This window comes from Streptomyces candidus, from assembly GCF_014207445.1.
GTDB lineage: Bacteria > Actinomycetota > Actinomycetes > Streptomycetales > Streptomycetaceae > Streptomyces > Streptomyces candidus.
The window spans coordinates 395194-417277 of sequence record NZ_JACHEM010000006.1 but is presented as its reverse complement, the minus strand read 5'-3'; the positions used below and the strand labels follow the sequence as shown (position 1 = coordinate 417277).

16 protein-coding genes are annotated in these 22084 nt (G+C 72.4%); 14 read left to right on the top strand and 2 right to left on the bottom strand.

All coding sequences use genetic code 11. The features are described 5' to 3' along the window. Positions 1–173 precede the first annotated feature (173 nt). From recN to HNQ79_RS14975, 3 genes are all read left to right on the top strand, one after another. On the top strand, positions 174–1928 hold the full coding sequence (recN, locus tag HNQ79_RS14985; RefSeq protein WP_185031058.1) for a DNA repair protein RecN: 1755 nt from the start codon (positions 174–176) through the stop codon (positions 1926–1928). A gap of 36 nt (positions 1929–1964) precedes the next feature. After that, the gene (locus HNQ79_RS14980) at positions 1965–2759 is read left to right on the top strand and encodes a hypothetical protein (protein WP_185031056.1); all 795 of its coding nucleotides are present in this window, start codon (positions 1965–1967) and stop codon (positions 2757–2759) included. Between the two features lie 292 nt (positions 2760–3051). Then, complete coding sequence (locus HNQ79_RS14975; protein WP_185031054.1) at positions 3052–4203, top strand: glycosyltransferase family 4 protein; 1152 nt, start codon at positions 3052–3054, stop codon at positions 4201–4203. Between the two features lie 49 nt (positions 4204–4252). On the opposite strand, the gene HNQ79_RS14970 is transcribed toward HNQ79_RS14975, so the two are convergent. Both HNQ79_RS14970 and HNQ79_RS14965 read right to left on the bottom strand, forming a co-directional pair. Further along, positions 4253–5884, bottom strand: a complete 1632-nt coding sequence (locus HNQ79_RS14970) for a PucR family transcriptional regulator (RefSeq protein ID WP_185031052.1) — start codon at positions 5882–5884, stop codon at positions 4253–4255. 271 nt (positions 5885–6155) lie between these two features. Next, positions 6156–7958 carry a glycoside hydrolase family 15 protein gene (locus HNQ79_RS14965; protein ID WP_185031050.1) on the bottom strand — a complete coding sequence of 601 codons (1803 nt, stop codon included), beginning with the start codon at positions 7956–7958 and terminating at the stop codon, positions 6156–6158. Positions 7959–8512: 554 nt separating this feature from the next. Here HNQ79_RS14965 and pyrG point away from each other — a divergent pair. The 11 genes from pyrG to HNQ79_RS14910 all read left to right on the top strand — a co-directional run bounded on the left by pyrG (position 8513) and on the right by HNQ79_RS14910 (position 22068). Continuing rightward, positions 8513–10180, top strand: coding sequence for a CTP synthase (pyrG, locus tag HNQ79_RS14960; RefSeq protein WP_185031165.1), 1668 nt, complete (start codon positions 8513–8515; stop codon positions 10178–10180). Positions 10181–10255: 75 nt separating this feature from the next. Beyond that, positions 10256–10876 carry an NUDIX domain-containing protein gene (locus HNQ79_RS14955; RefSeq protein WP_185031163.1) on the top strand — a complete coding sequence of 207 codons (621 nt, stop codon included), beginning with the start codon at positions 10256–10258 and terminating at the stop codon, positions 10874–10876. Between the two features lie 174 nt (positions 10877–11050). Beyond that, a complete protein-coding gene (locus HNQ79_RS14950) occupies positions 11051–13111 on the top strand; it encodes a tetratricopeptide repeat protein (protein ID WP_185031047.1) in 2061 nt (686 codons plus the stop codon). 146 nt (positions 13112–13257) lie between these two features. Beyond that, positions 13258–14373 (top strand): alanine dehydrogenase, encoded by a 1116-nt coding sequence (gene ald, locus HNQ79_RS14945; protein ID WP_185031161.1) that lies wholly within the window; start codon positions 13258–13260, stop codon positions 14371–14373. Positions 14374–14837: 464 nt separating this feature from the next. After that, positions 14838–15881 (top strand): ParA family protein, encoded by a 1044-nt coding sequence (locus tag HNQ79_RS33230; protein ID WP_433548322.1) that lies wholly within the window; start codon positions 14838–14840, stop codon positions 15879–15881. Further along, a complete protein-coding gene (locus HNQ79_RS14935; protein WP_185031043.1) occupies positions 15866–16483 on the top strand; it encodes a hypothetical protein in 618 nt (205 codons plus the stop codon). The genes HNQ79_RS33230 and HNQ79_RS14935 overlap by 16 nt, the downstream gene beginning before the upstream one ends. Positions 16484–16546: 63 nt before the next feature. After that, positions 16547–17665 (top strand): segregation and condensation protein A, encoded by a 1119-nt coding sequence (locus HNQ79_RS14930; RefSeq protein ID WP_185031040.1) that lies wholly within the window; start codon positions 16547–16549, stop codon positions 17663–17665. Continuing rightward, complete coding sequence (gene scpB, locus HNQ79_RS14925) at positions 17662–18273, top strand: SMC-Scp complex subunit ScpB (protein ID WP_229923794.1); 612 nt, start codon at positions 17662–17664, stop codon at positions 18271–18273. The genes HNQ79_RS14930 and scpB overlap by 4 nt, the downstream gene beginning before the upstream one ends. Further along, positions 18273–19670: a pseudouridine synthase gene (locus HNQ79_RS14920; protein WP_185031039.1), complete on the top strand. Its 1398-nt coding sequence runs from the start codon at positions 18273–18275 to the stop codon at positions 19668–19670. The genes scpB and HNQ79_RS14920 overlap by 1 nt, the downstream gene beginning before the upstream one ends. A gap of 473 nt (positions 19671–20143) precedes the next feature. Then, positions 20144–21049: an NUDIX hydrolase gene (locus HNQ79_RS14915; RefSeq protein WP_185031156.1), complete on the top strand. Its 906-nt coding sequence runs from the start codon at positions 20144–20146 to the stop codon at positions 21047–21049. Beyond that, positions 21046–22068, top strand: coding sequence for an ADP-ribosylglycohydrolase family protein (locus HNQ79_RS14910; protein ID WP_185031037.1), 1023 nt, complete (start codon positions 21046–21048; stop codon positions 22066–22068). Before HNQ79_RS14915 ends, HNQ79_RS14910 begins: the two co-directional genes overlap by 4 nt. Positions 22069–22084 lie beyond the last annotated feature (16 nt).

Below are 22084 nucleotides of genomic sequence, written 5' to 3'. Positions count from 1 at the left end.
CGGGGCTGGGCTCCGCCATTCGTACGCACGTCGACCGGACGGCTGTTCTGTCACCCGTATCGGGGTCTTCCCTGCCGATGCGTGGGGGTTTGAGCAGGGTCCGGGAGGATTCGGGAGGCCCGCGGAGGCGTCGGGCGGGCGGGGTCCGTCGCACGGTGGCCTCCGGACCTCGTATGGTCGTGTCCGTGTTGGAGGAGATGCGGATACGGTCGCTCGGAGTCATCGACGATGCTGTCGTCGAGCTGTCACCAGGCTTCACGGCGGTGACCGGCGAGACCGGAGCAGGCAAGACCATGGTCGTCACCAGTCTCGGGCTGCTGCTCGGAGGCCGGGCCGACGCTGCCCTGGTACGGGTCGGGGCCAAGGCGGCGGTGGTGGAGGGGCGGCTCACGGTGCGCCCCGGCGAACCAGCCGCGCTGCGCGCCGAGGAGGCCGGGGCGGAACTCGACGACGGGGCGCTGCTCATCAGCAGGACGGTTTCCGCCGAGGGGCGTTCGCGGGCCCACCTCGGCGGGCGGTCGGTCCCGGTGGGGTTGCTCGCGGAGCTGGCGGACGACCTCGTCGCCGTACACGGGCAGACCGACCAGCAGGGGCTGCTGCGGCCGTCCCGGCAGCGCAAGGCCCTCGACCGATTCGCGGGCGACGCCGTCGCCGTGCCGCACGCCAAGTACACCGTCGCCCACCGCCGCCTGAAAGCGGTCTCGGCGGAACTGGACGAGATCACCACGCGCGCGCGTGAGCGGGCCCAGGAGGCCGATCTGCTGCGCTTCGGCCTGGAGGAGATCGCCGCCGTCGAACCCCTCGCGGGCGAGGACACCGAACTGTCCGCCGAGGCCGAACGGCTCGGGCACGCGGAGGCACTGGCCTCCGCCGCGGCGCTCGCGCACGCCGCCCTCGCGGGCAACCCCGAGGACCCCGAGGGCGTCGACGCCAACACCCTCGTCGCGGGCGCCCAGCGGTCCGTCGACGCGGTGCGCGCGCACGACCCGGCGCTGGCCGCCCTCGCCGAGCGGATCGGCGAGATCGGCATCCTGCTCGGCGACGTGGCGGGCGAGCTCGCCGGATACGCCGACAACCTGGACGCCGACCCGCTGCGGCTGGCCGCCGTCGAGGAGCGCAGGGCCGCCCTCACCCAGCTCACCCGCAAGTACGGCGGTGCCGAAGGCGACGTGGCGGGAGTGCTCGCCTGGTCGCAGGAGGGCGCGGCCCGGCTCACGGAACTGGACGGCGACGACGACCGGATCGGCGAGCTGACGGCCGAACGGGACGTCCTGCGGGACGAAATGTCCGGTCTGGCGCAGGCGCTGACCGACGCCCGTACGGAAGCGGCGGCACGTTTCGCCGACGCCGTCACGGCGGAGCTGGCGTCCCTCGCCATGCCGCACGCACGGGTGACCATCGACATCCGGCAGACCGAGGACGCCGAGCACGGCATCGAGGTCGGCGGACGGCGCGTCGCCTACCACGCGTCCGGTGCGGACGAGGTCGAGCTGCTGCTCGCCCCGCACCCCGGAGCACACCCGCGGCCCATCGGCAAGGGCGCGTCCGGCGGTGAGCTGTCGCGTGTGATGCTCGCGGTGGAGGTCGTGTTCGCCGGGGCGGACCCGGTTCCCACGTATCTCTTCGACGAGGTCGACGCGGGAGTCGGCGGCAAGGCGGCCGTCGAGGTCGGGCGGCGGCTGGCGAAGCTCGCCAGGTCGGCGCAGGTGGTCGTGGTGACGCACCTTCCGCAGGTGGCGGCGTTCGCGGACCGGCAGCTGCTGGTGGAGAAGACCCACGACGGCTCGGTGACCCGGAGCGGCGTGACCGTCCTGGAGGGCGAGGACCGGGTGCGGGAACTGTCCAGGATGCTGGCCGGCCAGGAGGACTCCGAGACGGCACGGGCTCACGCCGAGGAGCTGCTCGCCACGGCGCGGGCGGACGTGTAGGGGGCCTGCCCCGGCCCGGAGCGCTGCCGTAGGGTCATGATCATGAGCGCGGGGCGGAGCGGGTTCGGTGGCCGGGTTGCCGGGATGCTGGCAGCGGGCGTGGCCACCTCGTGCGTACGCCGGGGTCTGCGCCGCCGGCCGCCCGGAGAGGCCGCTCTGTGGGAGCGTACGAACTTCGAGGGCTCGGTGGTCGACCTGTACGCGGGTCCGGCCGTCGCCCTCGGTTCCGCGGCCGCCGTCGCCCTCACCCCGGGGGTTTCCGGGCGGGTGCGGGCGGCCACGGTGCTCGCCGTGCTCTCGGCCGGCGGCTGCGGCGCGTACGACGACATGGCGGGACGGGGCGACCCGCGACGTGGTTTCCGCGCACACCTGGGCGCCCTGCGGCAGGGCGAGATCACCAGCGGCGCGGTCAAGCTGCTGGGCATCGGCGCGGCCGGGCTCGTGGCGGGCGCGCTCCTCAAGCGGGACGCCGTGGACCGGGTGCTGGCGGGCGTCGTCGTCGCGGGCACCGCGCACCTGGTGAACCTGGTGGACGTGCGGCCGGGCAGAGCGGCCGGGGCGGTGCTCGTCCTCGGGGCGCCGGGGCTGCTGAAGCGCGGCGGCGCCGGAATGCTCGCGGCCGCGCCCGTGGGGGCCGTCGCCGCGGTGCTGGAGGACGACCTCGGGCGGCGCACCATGCTGGGCGACACCGGGGCGCACGCGCTGGGGGCCGCGCTCGGCGCGGTGATGGCCGCGGGCAACGGCCGCACCGGGCTCGCCCTGCATGCCGCCGCGCTGATCGCCGTCGCCGCGTGCGGCGACAGGGTCAGCCGTGCGGCGGGAGCGCGCTGAGGGAGACCGTCCGTAAGGAAGGGTGAAGCAGCGAGGGAAGGCCGTCCGTGCGGAGGGGAGGGCTGAAGCGGCGCTCACTCGTGCGGGTGGTCGTGGGCATGAAGTGACCGGACCCGGACAGTTGTGGCGCCCCGGCGGCCGTGGGGGCTGGCATTCTTGGCGCCGTGACGCGCACCTGTGCGGCAGAAGACACGCGGGCAGGCCCGGATTTCTGCTACAAGTGCCCTTTCCCAGCCCGGTTGCGCACCGCGAGCGCGGTGCGCCGCACCCCACCCCAGGAGCACTTGCCACCGTGAGCAGCACCCCGCCCCCGCCGTACGGGCAGTCGCCGCTGAGGGCCGTCCAAGTGCTCGGCGGTGGCAGCGCGGGCAGCAGCGCGCACGTCAGGTCGCTGACGGCGGGCCTCGTCGCCCGGGGCGTACGGGTCACCGTGTGCGCCCCGGCCGAGCTGGAGAGGGCCTACGGCTTCGCCGGGGCGGGCGCCGACGTGGTGACCGTCCCCAGGCGCAGCGACCCGCTGACCGTGGCCTCCCTGCGCGCCGCGTGCGCACGGGCCGACATCGTGCACGCGCACGGACTGCACGCCGCCGTGCGCTGCGCCTTCGCGCTCGGCGGACGGCTGCGGGGGGACCGGGGACGGCAGGGCGTCCGGTTCGCGGGACCGCCCCCGCTCGTCGTGACCTGGCACACCCGGGCGCACGCGGAAGGTGTCCGCAGCCACGCCGTACGCCTCATGGAGCGCCGTGCCGTGCGGGCGGCCGCCGTCGTGCTGGGCACCTCGTCCGAACTGGTCGACAGGGCCCGCGACCGGGGGGCGCGCGACGCGCGGCTGGCCCCGGTCACGGTGCCCGCGGTCAAGCCGTCCGACGACTTCCACGAGGGCAAGGCCAGGGCCGACCTCGGAGCCGTGGACCGTCCGCTGGTGATGGCCGTCGGCAGCCTGGTCCCGTACCGGGGCTACGACGTCCTCCTGGACGCCGCCCGCGCCTGGCGGGAGCGGGACCCCGCACCGCTGCTCACCATCGCCGGGGAGGGCCGCGAGCGGGCCGCACTGCAGCGCCGCATCGAGGCCGAGGACCTGCCCGTTCAGCTCCTCGGGCAGCGCGAGGACGTCGCCGAGCTGCTCGCCGCCGCGGACGTCGCGGTGCTGCCCAGCCGCTGGGAGGCGCGCTCGGTACTCGCCCAGGAGGCGCTGCGGGCCGCGGTGCCGCTGGTCGCCACCGAGGTCGGCGGGGTGCCGGAACTGGTCGGCGACGCCGCCGAGTTCGTCCCGTACGGAGACGCCGACGCCCTCGCGCGGACGGTTCTCGGCCTGCTCGACGACCCGGAGCGGCGGGCCCGGCTCGCGGACGCCGGGCTGCGGCAGGCGGCTACCTGGCCGACGGAGGACGAGACCGTGGCACAGGTGCTCAGCGTGTACGACGAGCTGACGGGTCTGGCATAGGGCTCCCGGTGCCCGTCCGTACCCGGCGGGGGCCCGACCGTCCGGGCCGCTAGGAGGCGTGCCTGCGCGCGCGCAGAGCCAGGCTGAGCGCCAGGACGGTCTGCGGATCGTCGAGGTCGGTGCCCAGCAGCTCGGAGATGCGGGCGAGCCGGTTGTAGAGCGTCTGCCGGTTGAGATGCAGCTCGCGCGCCGTCTCCGCCTTGCGGCCCGCGTGCGCCAGGTACGTCTCCAGGGTGGGCAGCAGCGGCGGGCGCGAGGTGCGGTCGTGGTCGCGCAGCGGGCCGATCGCCCGGTCCACGAACGCCGCCAGGTCCGGATGCTCCCGCAGCCGCCACAGCAGCAGGTCGATGTCGAGACGGCGGGCGTCGTACCAGGGCCGGTCGTGCAGCCCCTGCGCCGCCGTCGCCGTCTCCGCCGCGTGCCGCAGACCGGCCGAGGCCGCCGCCCAGCCGCCCGCGACCCCGACCACCACGACCGGCGGGTGCGCGCCCGCCCTGCCCAGCCCGGCCCGCTCGACACCGGCCCGCAGGGCCGCCGCGACCCGGTCGGCGACGGCCGTGCGTTCCGATTCCGCGCGCAGCCCGAGCAGCAGCGGAACACGCCCCTCCACCGGTCGTACGCCCAGCAGTACCGGCACCCCCACCGACGACAGCTCCTCCAGGACCGCCCGTGTCAGCACCGACCAGTTCCCGGGCGGGGACAGCTCGGCGGCCAGCCGCATCACCACCGGCAGCAGCGGCCCCTCGCCCGGCCTGAAGCCCAGCACCCGGGCCTGCGCGGGGGCCTCCTCCGCCGGGATGCGGCCCTGCGCCAGGTCCGTGAGGAAGTCGCCGCGCCCGCGCGCCGCCAGCTCCTCCTCCTGACGTGCCTGCATCAGGACGACCGCGAGGATGCCCGCGGCCCGCTCGGCGGCGATCCGGTGCACCGGCAGCAGCGGGTTCGTCACCCCCAGCAGCGCCAGCCGGGCACGCACCGAACCCGCGCCGTGGCCGCCGCCGGGGACGTCCACCAGGACACCGTTGGCGGGCGGCCCCGACTCACGGGCCTCACGCTGACCTCGCAGCCCCTCCCAGACCTGGAGCGGGTCGGCGCCCCCGGTGTCCTTGGCGGTGGGCCCCGCCGCGTACAGCAACTGCCCGTCGGCGGTCTCCAGGAAGACCGGGTTGGCCGTGAAGTCGGCCAGGATGCCCAGCACCTGCGGGATCCCGCCTCCGTCCAGCAGCGCCTCGGTGCAGCGGCGGTGCACCTCCTCGGCGCGCCGCAGCAGCGTGTAGTGGCCGTTGACGATCTCGGTGTGGACCTCTTCGGTGACCGACACGAACGGCACCTCGCGGTGCAGCTGGACGAGCGGCAGCCCGGCCGTCCGGGCGGTCTCCACCAGGGTCGAGGGCAGCCGGCCGAAGCGCGGCCCCAGCTCGACGACGAGGGCGGCGATGCCCCGCTCGGCCAGCCTGCGTACGAAGGCCCGCTGCTCGGCGGGGCGGGTGCCCAGGCCGAGGCCCGTCGTCAGCAGCAGTTCGCCGCCCTTGAGGAGCGAGGCGATGTGCGGGACCTCGCCGGCGTGCACCCAGCGCACCGTCCGGTGGAGCCGGTCCGCACCCGCCACCACCTCGGGCAGCCCGCTGCGGAGTCCCGGCAGTTCAAGCGCCCTTTGCACGGTGATTCCGCCCTGCGTGTCCATGGACCGGGACGGTACCCGCGCGCCCGATGGCAGAACATCACCCGGCGGTCACCGGTGGGCATCGGCTGCCGGTCGGCGCGGCAACTCGACGCGGCCACCGGCGAATTGAGCGCCTCCATGCCCGCTGTGGCGTACATCACCCCGGGGGCGCGCGCCGGGACGCCCGCCGCCGCGCGAAAGCACACCGGCCAAGCCGTCCGCGGCTGCGCTCCGGGGTGGCGCGAACGCAGGGTCCGTGCCACCCCGGAGCGGTCGGCTTCTCGCGGGCGGGTCAGCCCCCGTACGCGCCGCTCGCCGTCAGCCGCAGCGCCGTGTCGATCAGCGGCACGTGGCTGAAGGCCTGCGGGAAGTTGCCGACCTGGCGCTGGAGAGTGGAGTCCCACTCCTCGGCCAGCAGACCGAGGTCGTTGCGCAGCCCCAGGAGCTTCTCGAAGAGCCTGCGGGCCTCGTCGACCCGCCCGATCATCGCCAGGTCGTCCGCCAGCCAGAACGAACAGGCCAGGAACGCGCCCTCGTCGCCCTCCAGGCCGTCCACGCCCGCGTCCTCGCCGGCCGTCGGGTAGCGCAGCACGAAGCCGTCCGGGGTGGACAGTTCCCGCTGGATCGCCTCGATGGTGCCGATGACGCGCTTGTCGTCCGGCGGCAGGAAGCCCATCTGCGGGATGAGCAGCAGGGAGGCGTCGAGCTCCCGGGAACCGTACGACTGCGTGAAGGTGTTGCGTTCCGGGTCGTAACCCTTCTCACAGACGTCACGGTGGATCGTCTCGCGCAGTTCGCGCCAGCGCTCCAGCGGGCCGTCCGCGTCACCCGACTCGATCAGCTTGACCGTGCGGTCCACCGCCACCCAGGCCATCACCTTGGAGTGCACGAAGTGGCGGCGCGGACCGCGCACCTCCCAGATGCCCTCGTCGGGCTCGTTCCAGTGGTCCTCCAGGTAGCGGATCAGCTTGAGCTGGAGGAGGGAGGCGTAGTCGTTGCGGGCCAGGCCCGTCATGTGCGCGAGGTGCAGGGCCTCGGTGACCTCGCCGTACACGTCGAGCTGCAGCTGCCCGGCGGCGCCGTTGCCGACGCGGACGGGGCCGGAGTTCTCGTAACCCGGCAGCCAGTCCAGTTCGGCCTCGCCCAGCTCGCGCTCGCCGGCGATGCCGTACATGATCTGCAGGTTCTCCGGGTCGCCCGCGACCGCACGCAGCAGCCACTCGCGCCACGCGCGTGCCTCCTCGCGGTAGCCGGTGCGCAGCAGGGAGGAGAGCGTGATCGCGGCGTCGCGCAGCCAGGTGTAGCGGTAGTCCCAGTTGCGGGAGCCGCCGATGTCCTCCGGGAGGGAGGTGGTGGGGGCCGCGACGATGCCGCCGGTGGGGGCGTACGTCAGGGCCTTCAGCGTGATCAGCGAGCGGACCACGGCCTCGCGGTAGGGCCCGTGGTACGTGCAGTGCTCCACCCACTCCCGCCAGAAGTCGACGGTGAGCTGCAGCGCGCCCTCGGGGTCGGGGAGCGGCGGCGCCTCCTTGTGCGAGGGCTGCCACTGGATGGTGAAGGTGAGCCGCTCACCGGGGCCGACCGTGAAGTCGGAGTGCGTGGTGAGGTCCTGGCCGTGCGTCTCGACGTCCGTGTCCAGCCATACGGAGTCGGGTCCCGCGACCGCGACCGTACGGTTGTCGACCCGGTGCACCCAGGGGGTCACCCGGCCGTAGCTGAACCGCATGCGCAGCGCCGAGTGCATCGGCACGCGGCCGCTGATGCCCTCGACGATTCTGGTCATCTGTGGCGCGCCGTCGCGAGGTGGCATGAAGTCCGTCACCCGGACCGTGCCCCGGGGGGTGTCCCACTCCTGTTCCAGGATGAGGGAGTCCCCGCAGTAGCGGCGGCGGGAGGCCACGGGGGCCTCACTGCCCTCCGGATAGGTGGGTCCGATCCGCCAGAAGCCGTGCTCCTCGGTTCCGAGGAGCGCGGCGAAGACGGCATGGGAGTCGAAACGGGGCAGGCACAGCCAGTCGACTGAGCCGTCCCGGCAGACCAGCGCCGCTGTCTGCATGTCTCCGATGAGTGCGTAGTCCTCGATGCGCCCGGCCACGTGCAATCTCCAGTCGAACGGCCACGTCCACCCCCGTTCGGAAGGGGGCCTCTGCGGTCAGGGGATCTTCGACGACGAGCTTCGGGGTCCGGGAGCGGGCGGGGTTGGTGCCTTCGCCACCGGCCGGCTCGCAGCGATGTTCCGTGAAGGATACGTTGCACGAAGCTCATCCGTGTGAGGTGGTCGCAAGGGGAGGGGACCGAACGGGTGAGGCGCAGGTGGTTCCGGTGTGATCGTAGGGTGAAGATGGCTCGAACAGGCGCCCGTAGTGCTGACCGTTCGGGTCCCGCCCGTTCCGAACCGTCTTCACAGGCGCTCGGACTAAGAGGCCGCGATTCCGCGCGGAACCCCTGCTCCCCGTCGGCCCGCGACGGGCGCCGGAAGCAGCCTCCCGGAGTCACTGTTACCCTGGTAGCCCGTGGAGCGGTGGGCGCAAATCCCCCCGAACCGCAGCGACGGCGCCCCCCGAAATCACCGGTGATTCAACCGATGTGCACCGGTGGGAGGCCAGAAACGCATCCTCACCTCGCGACCACGGGAGCCCCGCCTTGGCCATGCAGCCCGCTGCCTTTAGGAACAACACCGTCTCGACGACCAAGCACATCTTCGTCACCGGGGGTGTCGCCTCCTCCCTCGGCAAGGGTCTGACCGCCTCCAGCCTGGGTGCGCTCCTGAAGGCCCGCGGCCTTCGCGTCACCATGCAGAAGCTCGACCCGTACCTGAACGTCGACCCGGGCACGATGAACCCCTTCCAGCACGGCGAGGTGTTCGTCACCAACGACGGCGCCGAGACCGACCTGGACATCGGCCACTACGAGCGCTTCCTCGACGTCGACCTCGACGGCTCGGCCAACGTCACCACCGGCCAGGTCTACAACACGGTCATCGCCAAGGAGCGCCGCGGCGAGTATCTCGGCGACACGGTGCAGGTCATCCCGCACATCACCAACGAGATCAAGCACCGGATCCGCCGCATGGCCACCGACGACGTCGACGTCGTCATCACCGAGGTCGGCGGCACCGTCGGCGACATCGAGTCGCTGCCCTTCCTGGAGACCGTCCGCCAGGTCCGCCACGAGGTAGGCCGCGACAACGTCTTCGTCGTGCACATCTCGCTGCTCCCCTACATCGGCCCCTCGGGCGAGCTGAAGACCAAGCCGACCCAGCACTCGGTCGCCGCCCTGCGCAGCATCGGCATCCAGCCCGACGCGATCGTGCTGCGCGCCGACCGCGAGGTCCCGACCGCCATCAAGCGCAAGATCTCGCTGATGTGCGACGTCGACGAGGGCGCCGTGGTCGCCGCCATCGACGCCAAGTCGATCTACGACATCCCCAAGGTGCTGCACACCGAGGGCCTGGACGCCTATGTCGTGCGCAAGCTGGACCTGCCGTTCCGCGACGTGGACTGGACCGTCTGGGAGGACCTCCTGGACCGCGTCCACAACCCGCAGCACGAGGTCACCGTCGCGCTCGTCGGCAAGTACATCGACCTGCCCGACGCCTACCTCTCGATCACCGAGGCCATGCGTGCCGGCGGCTTCGCCAACCGGGCCCGGGTCAAGGTCAAGTGGGTCACCTCCGACGACTGCAAGACGCAGGCGGGCGCACAGAAGCAGCTCGGCGACTGCGACGCCATCCTCATCCCGGGCGGCTTCGGCGAGCGCGGCGTCAACGGCAAGGTCGGCGCCATCCAGTACGCCCGCGAGAACAAGGTGCCGCTGCTCGGCATCTGCCTGGGCCTGCAGTGCATTGTGATCGAGGCGGCCCGCAACCTGGTGGGCATCGAGGACGCCAACTCCACCGAGTTCGACGCCGCCACCGCCCACCCGGTGATCTCCACCATGGAGGAGCAGCTCGCGTACGTCGAGGGCGCGGGCGACCTGGGCGGCACCATGCGCCTGGGCCTCTACCCGGCCAAGCTCGCCGAGGGTTCCCTCGTGCGCGAGGCGTACGGCGACGAGCAGTACGTCGACGAGCGCCACCGTCACCGCTACGAGGTCAACAACTCCTACCGTGCCGAGCTGGAGAAGAAGGCGGGCCTCGTCTTCTCCGGCACGTCGCCCGACAACAAGCTCGTCGAGTACGTCGAGTACCCGCGCGAGGTGCACCCCTACCTGGTCGCCACCCAGGCCCACCCCGAGCTGCGTTCGCGCCCGACCCGTCCGCACCCCCTGTTCGCGGGGCTGGTGAAGGCGGCGGTGGAGCGCCAGCAGGGCAAGTAGTCACAGGCGTTACGGTTGACCGGGGTAGGGCTTTTCAGGCTCTTGCCCCGGTTTTCTCGTTGCATGGAGGCGTACGTGGCGATCAAGGACACCCCCCAGGAGTGGCAGGTCACCGAGTCGGTGACTCCTTTCGAGGGGGCGAAGACCAGTGTCCGGACCGACCGGGTGGTGATGCCCGACGGGTCCGTGGCGGGCCGTGACTACCAGGTGCACCCCGGCTCGGTCGCCGTCCTCGCCCTGGACGACCGGAGTTGTGTCGCCGTCCTCAGCCAGTACCGCCACCCGGTGCGGCACAAGCTCTGGGAGATCCCGGCCGGACTCCTGGACGTGCCCGGCGAGAACCCGCTGCGCGCCGCCCAGCGCGAGCTCTACGAGGAGGCGCACATCAAGGCGGGGGACTGGCGGGTGCTCGCCGATGTGTACACCTCTCCGGGCGGCTCCGACGAGGCGGTACGGATCTTCCTGGCCCGGGACCTCTCGGAGAGCGAGGGCGAGCGCTTCGCGGTGTCCGAGGAGGAGGCCGACATGGAGCACGCACGCGTACCGCTCGCGGAGCTGGTGCGCGGCGCGCTCGCCGGTGAGCTGCACAACACCTGTCTGGTGATCGGGGCGCTCGCGCTCGCCGCGGCGCAGGCGGGCGACGGACTGGACGCCCTGCGTCCGGCGGAGGCACCGTGGCCCGCGCGGCCCTTCTGACCCGCACGGCGAGAGCCGTTCGGCGAAGAGTCTCCAGTCATAAAAACTGTTGATCCGATCGGGCGACTTGTCCGCCGCGCTCCCCCCGGATCGTCGCAGAGCGTGAACTAGGCTCGAAAAAGCCCGACCGCAGTCGCGGCGGGGTATGTGCGCAGGCGGACGGGAGCGTGGCCCGTGACGGATCAGGCGGTGGGCAACAGCGGCGCGGCGGCGGTCACGACGGCCGCCCCCGCGGCGGGATCGGCCCACGACTGGGCGACCGGTGCGTTCTTCGGCCGGAAACGGGAGTTGAAGGAACTGCGCGCCGACATCCAGCGCACGGGCCTGGACACCCTCACCGGCCGCAAGCAACCCCGGGCCCGCGTCCTGCTCATCGCGGGACGCCCCGGCTCCGGGCGCACCGCCCTCGCCGAGGAACTGGCCCGCTCGCTGGCCGACGACTACCCGGACGGCGCGCTGCGGGCCCGCCTCACCGCACCCGGCGGCGAACGCGTGCCCACCGAGGAGACGGCGCGCACCCTGCTCGACGAACTGGGCATCGCCGCTCCGGCCGGCGCGGACGCGGACACCCTGTCCGAGATGGTCCGCGAAGCCCTGGCGGTGCGCCGCACGCTCCTCGTCCTGGACGACGCGTCCGACGCCGAGCAGGTCGACCCGCTGCTCCCCGACAACCCGCGATGCCTGGTCGTGGCCACCTCCCAAGGGCCGCTGACCGGCATTCCCGACGTCCGGCCCTGCACACTCGGCGGGCTCGACACCGCGTCCGCCGTCGCCCTCCTCGCGCACTACACCGGCAAGGTGCGCATCACCGTCGACCCGACAGCCGCCGACGCCCTGGCCGAGCAGTGCGGCGGGCAGCCCGCCGCACTCGTCCTGGTCGGCGGCTGGCTCGCGGCCCGCCCCACCTACTCGGTCCCGGACGTCACCAAGCACCTCCACGACCTTCCCGATGACGCCGACCACGCGCAAGGATCAGGGCCGTTGGCGCGTGCGCTGCGTCTGGTGTACGAGTCGCTGCCGCAGCCGACCGCGCGGACGCTGCGCCTCCTGGCGCTCGCCCCCGCCGGCCTGGTCGACGCGCACACCGCGTCGGCGCTCGCCGGGTGCTCCGTGTCGGCGGCGCAGAGCGCGCTGGACGACTTCGCGGTGCAGGGGCTGCTGCACCCCGCGGGTGAGCAGTACCTCGTACCGGGATGTCTGGCGCCGCTGCTGCTGAAGTTGACGGAGGCTCAGGAACGGCCCGCCGAAAGGCAGTTGGCGCGCGCCCGGATGCTGGAACGGACCGTGCGGCAGCTCCAGTCGTGCCGTGCGGTCACCGAGCCGGAGGGCTCCGCGGCCAGCAAGAGGCTCGCCGGACTGCCCCGCGCGCTGCGCTTCTCCTCCGCCCAGGAAGCCGCCGAGTGGCTGCGCGTCCGTCAGCCCGCGCTGCTCGCCGCCGCCCGCGCCGCGGTCGAGGACGGCGGACTCGACACCCTGGCGCGGCGCCTGGTCGCCGCTCTCGTGCGGGCGCTGGCCGCGCACCGGGGGACCGAGGCGGCGGCTCCCGAGCTGTACGGGCTGCACCGGCTGGTGCTCGACGTCGCCGAGCGGCGCGACCTGCACCGCGAGAAGGCCGCAGCGCTGCTCAACCTGGCCGACCTGGACGCGCAGACCGGCCGTACCGCGGAGGCCCTGTCCCGGTACCGGGCGGCCCTGGACGCCGGGCGGCTCGCCCAGGACCCCTACGCGACGGCCCGCGCCATGGAATCCGTAGGAGGCGCGTACCAGGAGATGGGGGACTACTCGCGCGCCTCGGACTGGTACGGAAGGGCACTCGACCAACGGCTCGCCCGAGGTGAGCGCGAGGACGGGGCACGCCTGTACGGGCGGCTCGGCGCGGTGCACACCTACGCGGGCCGGTACGGCGAGGCGCTGCGCCACTGGCGGGCGGCCGCGGCGGCGATGCGGCGGCTCGGTGATCTCCCGGGCCACGCAAGGGCGTTGAGCGAAATGGCGCGGGTCCAGGAGTACGCGGGGCGTCCCGAGGAATGTCTGCGCACCTGCCAGGAGGCCGTGGAGTGGGCACGGCAGGCCGGGGAGACGCGGCTGCAGGCCGCACTCGGGCTGCGGCTCGCCGACACCCTCGACCGGCTCGGCGACCCGACGGCCGCCCGGCTGTACCGGGCTTCAGCGGAGAGGCTAATGGAAGAGGCGGCTCCAGCCTACGAAATCCGCAGCGCATCCGTTCGAGGTTGATGCTTTGTAAGGCTAGACAGCTGGAAATCCTTCATTAGACTGGCTTTGCCGCGTCACTCCGTGGCGTTCCCCAGGTATGCCTTCCGTGCCTGGTCATGCAAGGCATTGCCCGTTTTATCCCCCAGATTCCAAGGACCGTGATCGACGTGAAGGTCGGCATCCCCCGCGAGGTCAAGAACAACGAGTTCCGGGTGGCCATCACCCCGGCCGGCGTGCACGAGCTGGTGCGCCACGGCCACCAGGTCGTCATCGAGAAGGGCGCCGGTCTCGGCTCCTCGATCACGGACGCCGAGTACGTCTCGGCCGGTGCGGGCATCCTGGACACCGCCGACGAGGTCTGGGCCTCCGCCGACCTGCTGCTCAAGGTCAAGGAGCCCATCGCCGAGGAGTACCACCGCCTCCGCAAGGACCAGACGCTCTTCACCTACCTGCACCTCGCCGCCTCCCGCGAGTGCACGGACGCGCTGCTGGAGTCCGGCACCACCGCCATCGCCTACGAGACGGTGGAGACCGCGAACCGCGCGCTGCCGCTGCTCGCCCCGATGTCCGAGGTCGCGGGCCGGATCGCCCCGCAGGTCGGCGCGTACCACCTGATGCGCCAGGTCGGCGGCCGCGGCGTGCTCCCCGGCGGCGTTCCCGGCACGGCGGCCGGCAGGGCCGTCGTCATCGGCGGCGGCGTCTCCGGCTGGAGCGCCACCCAGATCGCGGTGGGCATGGGCTTCCACGTGACGCTGCTCGACCGCGACATCAACAAGCTGCGCGAGGCCGACAAGATCTTCGGCACCAAGGTGCAGACGATCGTCTCCAACGCCTTCGAACTGGAGAAGGCCGTCGTCGAGGCCGACCTCGTCATCGGCGCCGTGCTGATCCCGGGCGCCAAGGCCCCGAAGCTGGTCACCAACGAGCTCGTCGCCAAGATGAAGCCCGGAAGTGTACTTGTCGACATTGCAATTGATCAGGGCGGTTGCTTCGAGGACTCGCACCCGACCACGCACGCCGAGCCGACGTTCAACGTCCACGACTCGGTCTTCTACTGCGTGGCCAACATGCCGGGTGCCGTTCCGAACACCTCGACCTACGCGCTGACGAACGCCACGCTGCCGTACATCGTCGAGCTCGCCAACCGCGGCTGGGCCGAGGCGCTGCGCCGTGACCCGGCGCTCGCCAAGGGTCTCAACACCCATGACGGCCAGGTCGTTTACCGTGAGGTCGCGGAGGCGCACGAGCTCCCGCACGTCGCGCTGAACACCCTCCTCGGCTGACGCGTCAACAGGCGTCGTCAACATCACGTGCCCGGCCGGACCTTGCTCCCGCGAGGTCCGGCCGGACGCGTATCCGGGCGCTTTGCGACACTCGCTCAACTCGTCGCGAACGTAACCCTTTAACCGTTTCGCGCACCCCTGAAACCAGGCGCGCGTGCTTCGCGTACGCCCTCGCGCACCCTTGACACAGAGGGGTTCCGTTGCCGACACATCGACCCGGGTCCGGCGGATTGTGTTGCTGCGGAGCGGTGACACGCCATAGAGTCGGCGACCGTCGGCATGGTGCCACGCTGACCTATCGATAAGTTTCCTGGTCACGTCCCAAGGAGGTAAGACGACTTGTGAATGAGTCGACATTTACTCCCGGAGGTGGTCAACCGGGGACGCCTGCGCAGGGCCAGAGCCCTACAGGGCTCGAAGCTGTCGGCTCGGTCGCGGTCCGCACCTTCGCCACCCACCAGCACATGACGACGACATCCCACCAGAGCATGGACGGCCTACACGTGAACGCCATGGCCGGCGACCAGAGTGGCGATAAGTCCACCACCGGCTTCGCCGACTTCGACGAGGTCCCCCAGGGGCACTTCTACGATCCCGACGCCGAGTACGAGCCCGACCCCGAGTACGCGGCCACCCTCGCCCCCGACGCTGCCCGCCAGCGCCGCGAGCGGATCGGCCCGACCGGACGGCCGCTGCCGTACTTCCCGATCCCCGGACCGCTGACCGATCACGGCCCGGCCAAGATCATCGCGATGTGCAACCAGAAGGGCGGGGTCGGCAAGACGACCTCGACCATCAACCTGGGCGCCGCCCTCGCCGAGTACGGACGCCGTGTCCTGCTCGTCGACTTCGACCCGCAGGGAGCCCTGTCGGTCGGCCTCGGGGTGAACCCGATGGAGCTAGACCTCACGGTCTACAACCTGCTCATGGAGCGGGGCATGTCGGCCGACGAGGTGCTGCTGAAGACGGCCGTTCCCAACATGGACCTGCTGCCCAGCAACATCGACCTCTCGGCCGCCGAGGTGCAGCTGGTCAGCGAGGTCGCGCGCGAGTCGACCCTCCAGCGGGCCCTCAAGCCGCTGATGAACGACTACGACTACATCGTGATCGACTGCCAGCCCTCGCTCGGCCTGCTCACCGTGAACGCGCTGACCGCCGCGCACAAGGTGATCGTGCCGCTGGAGTGCGAGTTCTTCGCGCTGCGCGGTGTGGCGCTCCTCACCGAGACCATCGAGAAGGTCCAGGAGCGGCTCAACCCGGACCTGGAGCTCGACGGCATCCTCGCCACGATGTACGACTCCCGCACGGTGCACAGCCGCGAGGTCCTCGCGCGCGTGGTGGAGGCGTTCGACGATCACGTCTACCACACGGTGATCGGCCGGACGGTGCGCTTCCCGGAGACCACGGTCGCCGGTGAGCCCATCACCACCTACGCCTCGAACTCCGTGGGCGCCGCCGCCTACCGCCAGCTCGCCAGGGAGGTGCTCGCCCGGTGTCACGCCGAGTGAGTCTGCCGGGGGCCGACGAACTGTTCCGCACGACCGGGGGTATGGGGCTCCAGTCCTCCAACCGCAGGTCCGGCGCCAACGGCGAGCCGGCCAGGGTACCGGCGCCCGCGGGCGAACCCGCGGCCCAGGGTCCCGCCGACGGAAGCGGTGAGGGCGCCGGACACGGCGCCGCGGCCGACGCCGGACAGCAGCGGACCAGGGGAACGGAGGGCGAGGGCGCCGCGCCGGCAGGGACCTCCGGTCCTGCAACCGCCGGTGCCACCGCGGCCACGGCCAAGGCCGCCGCGGGCAGGAGCCAGGAGGCCCCTGGAGCGCCGCGTAACGCCGTCCCGGCCCCCACCGGGGCCCAGCCACGCCGCCGGGGCGGACGCGGTGCCAACCGGCGGCCCAGCGGCCGCGAGCGGCACGACGAGAAGATCACCGTCTACGTCTCCGCCGAGGAACTCATGGACCTGGAGCACGCGCGCCTGGTGCTGCGCGGCGAGCACGGCCTGGCCGTGGACCGGGGACGGATCGTCCGGGAGGCGGTCGCCGTCGTACTCGCCGATCTGGAGTCGCGCGGCGACGCGAGCATCCTCGTACGGCGCCTGCGCGGGCGCTGACCGGTGCGGCGGTAGCCTCGCGGCTGCCCCTCCACCGTGTTCCGCCCGTACCCAGGACCCTCCTTGACGCCGCCCGCAGTTCCCGCCCCCACTCCTGAAGACGACGCACCGGGCCGCCCCTCGTCCCGCCGCCCGCTGGGGCGTGGGCCGGGGGCGGAGGGTGCCGCGGGGGACACGGGCGCCGCGGCCGGGGAGCCGACCGTGAGGACTCCCGAAGAGGCCGCGTCCGGGGGATCCGGCGGCGAGGCGCAGTCCGGGGCGGTTTCCGGAGAGGCGCGGTCCGGGGCCTCCGAAGAGGCGCCGGGCGAACCTTCCGAAGGGCCGTCGTCCGGGGCCACCGGAGAGCCGCCGCCCGAGCCGTCCGACGGCAGGTTCACTGTCCGGCTGGCGAACTTCGAGGGGCCCTTCGACCTGCTCCTCCAGCTGATCGCCAAGCACAAGCTGGACGTCACCGAGGTCGCCCTGTCGGAGGTCACCGACGAGTTCATGGCCCACATCCGCGCCATGGGGGCCGACTGGGACCTCGACCAGACGACCGAGTTCCTCGTCGTCGCCGCCACCCTGCTCGATCTGAAGTGCGCCCGGCTGCTGCCCACCGCCGAGGTCGAGGACGAGGCGGACCTGGCGCTGCTCGAAGCCCGCGACCTGCTGTTCGCCCGGCTGCTCCAGTACCGGGCGTACAAGAGGATCGCCGCGATCTTCGAGGAGCGCCGGCAGAGCGAGGGGCGGCGCCACCCGCGCACCGTGGGCCTTGAGGAACAGCTCGCCGAGCTGCTGCCCGAGGTGGTCATCACCATCGGCGCCCAGGGCTTCGCGGAACTGGCAGTGAAGGCCATGCAGCCCAGGCCGCAGCCCCAGGTCTACGTCGACCACATCCACGCCCCCCTGGTGTCCGTGCAGGAGCAGGCCGGGGCCGTGGTGGAGCTGCTGCGCGAGCGGGGCGCGGCGAGTTTTCAGGAACTCGTGCAAGACGCACCGGACACCCTCACCGTCGTCGCCCGCTTCCTCGCCCTTCTGGAGCTGTACCGGGAGAAGGCCGTCGAGCTGGACCAGGAGGAGGCACTGGGGGAGCTGACCGTGACCTGGACGGGCAGCGGGACCACCGATCCCGTCGTCACGGACGAATTCGATCACGTGACGGAGAAGAACGTGACGGAGAAGAACGTGGAGGAGAAGGAGTGAGCGAGCAGGACCTGAGAGGTTCCCTGGAGGCGGTCCTGATGGTCGTCGACGAACCCGCTTCGGCGGCGCACCTCGCCAGAGTCCTGGACGCCACGGAACGGGAGGTCACCGACGCCCTGCGCGAGCTGGCCGACGAGTACACCGGCCAGGGGCGCGGATTCGAGCTGCGACTGGTGGCGGGCGGCTGGCGGTTCTACTCGCGGGCCCGGTACGCGGACGCCGTCGAGGCCTTCGTACTGGACGGGCAGCAGGCCCGGCTCACCCAGGCGGCACTGGAGACCCTGGCGGTCGTCGCCTACCGGCAGCCGGTGCCCCGGTCGCGGGTTTCGGCCGTACGGGGAGTCAACTGCGACGGGGTCATGCGGACCCTCCTCCAGAGGGGTCTGGTGGCGGAGGCGGGCACGGAACCCGAAACAGGTGCGATCCTGTACAGGACGACGAACTACTTTCTGGAGCGGATGGGCCTGCGAGGCCTGGACGAGCTCCCGGAGCTCGCTCCCTTCCTCCCAGAGGCGGACGCGATCGAGTCCGAGACGCAAGAGGGTGTGCCGTCGTTCGATCCGGACGCCCCGGACACCGACGCAGACGACGACAAGACGGATTTTTGATGCGAAGCAACGGCAGGAACAGCGGCAGCAGCGGCAACGACCGGAACCAGCGGGGTGCGGGTAACGGACGCGGCGGCCCTGCGAGCGGCGGGCGCGGCGGCGCGGGCGGCGGCGGACGCGGTGCGGGCTCCGGCTCGGGCGCGGCGGGCGGCGGACGAGGCGGCTCCGGCGGCGGGCGCGGGGGCTCCGGCTTCGGCGGGTCCGGCGGCGGGCGCGACGGGGGCTTCAGCGGCTCCGGCGGCGGCCGGGGCGGCGCGGGTGGCCGTGGCGGCGCCGGGGCCGGTCGTGGCGGCAGCGGTGGCCGTGAGGGCTTCGGCGGCGGGCGCGGTACGTCCGGTGGCGGACGCGAGGGCGGCTTCGGCGCCCCGCGCGACTCCCGCGACGACGAGCGCGAGCAGCGGCCGCGCCGGCCCCGTCCGGAGGAGCGCCGTTACGACGTCGGCCCCTCCGCCACCCACGAGGGCCCCCGCAGCGGCCGCGGCGACTCCGCCCGCGGCGGTGCCAAGGGCGGACCGAAGTCCCCGAAGACCCCGCAGAAGCCCGGTCGACGCGGCAACTACAACGCCGGCGCCTCCCGCCCCCGCGAGCTCGACGCCAAGATCGAGCAGCGCAACCGGGACCGCTACGCGGGCAAGCCCGACATCAAGATCGAGAAGACCTTCCCGGGTGCCGAGCAGGAGGGCGAGCGTCTGCAGAAGATCCTCGCCCGGGCCGGCATGGGTTCGCGCCGCGCGTGCGAGGAGCTCATCGAGCAGTCCCGCGTCGAGGTGAACGGCGAGATCGTCACCGAGCAGGGCCGGCGCGTCGACCCGCACAAGGACGAGATCAAGGTCGACGGCCTCACCGTCGCCGCCCAGTCGCACCTGTTCTTCGCGCTGAACAAGCCCGCGGGCGTCGTCGCGACGATGGGCGACCCGGACGGCCGCCAGAACCTCAACGACTACGTGAACAACCGCGAGACGCGGCTGTTCCACGTCGGCCGTCTCGACACCGAGACCGAGGGCATCATCCTGCTCACCAACCACGGCGAGCTGGCCCACCGGCTGACCCACCCCAAGTACGGCGTGAAGAAGACGTACCTCGCCGCCATCCAGGGGCCGCTGCCGCGCGACATCGGCAAACGGCTGAAGGACGGCATCGAGCTGGAGGACGGCTACGCGCGCGCCGACCACTTCCGGGTCGTCGAGAACACCGGCAAGAACTACCTCGTCGAGGTGACCCTCCACGAGGGCCGCAAGCACATCGTCCGCCGCATGCTGGCCGAAGCGGGCTTCCCGGTGGAGCGCCTGGTCCGCACGTCCTTCGGGCCGATCGCCCTGGGCGACCAGAAGTCCGGCTGGCTGCGCCGCCTCACCAACACCGAGGTCGGCATGCTCATGAAGGAAGTCGGCCTCTAGGCCCGCCCGTCCGGCTGTCCCACCCGTCCCGGATCTCGGGGGCGGGATGTGCCCGGGGTCGGTCCCTGCTCATGCAGGGACCGGCCCCGGGCTTTTTTGCGTCCGGCCTCGTAGGTGCGGGCCTGGGATCTCCTGCCCTTGTGCGCCGACAGCACTTCATTTATAGTCAACCTGACTATATGGAGGGGGCGGGAGATGCCGGAGACCGGTGCGGGCAGGCCGTACACGCAACTCGCCGTAGGACAGCCCGCGGCGCTGCGGATCGTCCTCACCGCTCCTGCGGTGTACGGAAGTCCGCGGCCTGGGCCCACGGGGGTGGACCAGGCCGCGGACTGCCGGTGCGGTATCCACGCCCCATCCGACCGGGCCCGGCGGTGCGGTGAGGCCCGGCGAGGTCGCCGCAGCCTTGGCCGCGCTGCGAAAGGGTGCGAGTGCGTGCGCGGTGCGGAGGCGGCCAAGTGACAGGAAACGACATTTCATACGGCGGAGACGTCCCACCGGGTTACGACCCGAAAGCATTCGAACCCTTCGCGGTCACCGTCGATCTCGCCGTCTTCACCGTCCGGGATGCTCGACTGCACGTCCTGCTGGTACGGCGCGGACAGGCGCCCTTCGAGGGGGCGTGGGCGCTGCCCGGCGGTTTCGTCCTGCCCAGGGAGTCGGCGGAACGGGCCGCGCTGCGTGAACTCGCCGAGGAGACCGGGCTCTCGGAGTCGGCCGCGGCGGGACTGCACCTGGAGCAGCTGCGCACGTACAGCGAGCCGGACCGGGACCCCCGGATGCGGGTCGTATCGGTGGCGTTCGCCGCGCTCGTGCCGGATCTGCCGGAGCCACGCGGGGGCGGAGACGCGGCCGAGGCCCAATGGGTGCGCCTCGGAGAGCATCCGGAGCCTGCCCTCCGCCTCGCCTTCGACCACGGTCGGATCCTCGCCGACGCGCGGCGGCGGATCGGCGACAAGCTGGAATACACGACGCTCGCGACGGAGTTCTGCCCGACCGAGTTCACACTGGGTGAGCTTCAGCAGGTGTACGAGACGGTGTGGGGCGTCACGCTGGACCGGCCGAACTTCCGACGGAAAGTACTGGCTACGGGGGGATTCGTGGAGCCGGTGGGCGGGGCACCCAGGCGTACCGGGGGGCGCGGCAAGCCGGCGGCGCTGTACCGGGCGGGGGGAGCGGCTGTCCTGCATCCGCCGTTGCTGCGGCCGGTGGCCGATGTGTCTGCGGGAGCCGCCGTGGAGGCGCAGCCGCCCGTGCAGCCACCTGGGCCGACATCCGCGCAGGCACCCGGCGATGTGCGCGTGCCCGCAGAAGTATCCGCAGAGCTGCCGGAAGGGCAGCCGTCCGTTGAACGGCCTGGGGAAGGACCTCCCGCATGATGCGTACGAAGCAGGCAGCCACCGGTTCGCTCATCGGGCTCGCCCTGGGGGACGCGCTCGGCTTCCCGACGGAGTTCGACAACGTGCCGTCCATCCTCGCCGAGCACGGGCCCTGGCGCGAGATGGAACTGCCACCGAAGGCGCGCGTGAGCGACGACACGCAGATGACCCTGGCGCTGGGGCGGGGGCTGTGGACCGCGATGGAGCGCGGGCCGCTGGTGCCGCGGAGCCTGGAGAGGCCGGTGCGGGAGGAGTTCGTGAACTGGTACCACTCGCCGGACAACGACCGCGCGCCCGGACGGACCTGCCTGGTCGCCTGTCGACTGCTGGACAGCGACCTGCCCTGGCAGAAGGCCTCGCAGATCGGCTCGAAGGGGTGCGGGGCGAACATGCGGGTGGCGCCGGTGGGGCTGGCGCCGGGGCTGGACGAGCGGCAGCGGGCGGGCGCCGCACAGTTGCAGGCGGCGCTGACACACGGGCACCCGACGGGACTGGCGGCGAGCGACCTGACGGCCAGGGCCGTCCACCTGCTCGCCCAGGGGGCGGAACCGGCCGGCTTGGTCGGTCGCTTGCGCTCGTACGGGCTGGAGAGCCGGACGAGGTACGACGAGCGGTGGCTGGGCGACCTGTGGACCTACGCGGACGACCCCACCCCCGCGCACTTCATCGCCCGGGGGTGGGACGAGTGCCTGGCCGTCCTGGAACGGCTGGAGGCGGTCCTGCGCGACCCGTCGCTCACATCGGAAACGGACCCGTGTCTGGCGACGGGCGTCGGGTGGGTCGCGGAGGAGGCGTTGGCAACGGGGCTGCTGTGCTTCCTGATGTTCCCGGAGGACCCGGTCACGGCCCTGCGCAGGGCCGCGTGCACCCGGGGCGACTCGGACTCCATCGCCTGCCTCACGGGGGCCTTCGCCGGCGCTCACCTGGGGGTTGCGGCTTGGCCGGGGGAGTGGGTGGAGCGGGTGGAGTATCGGGGGGAGTTGGAGGGGTTGGGGGTGGGGTGGGATGGGGGTGTGTAGGGGGTGCGAGTGGCTG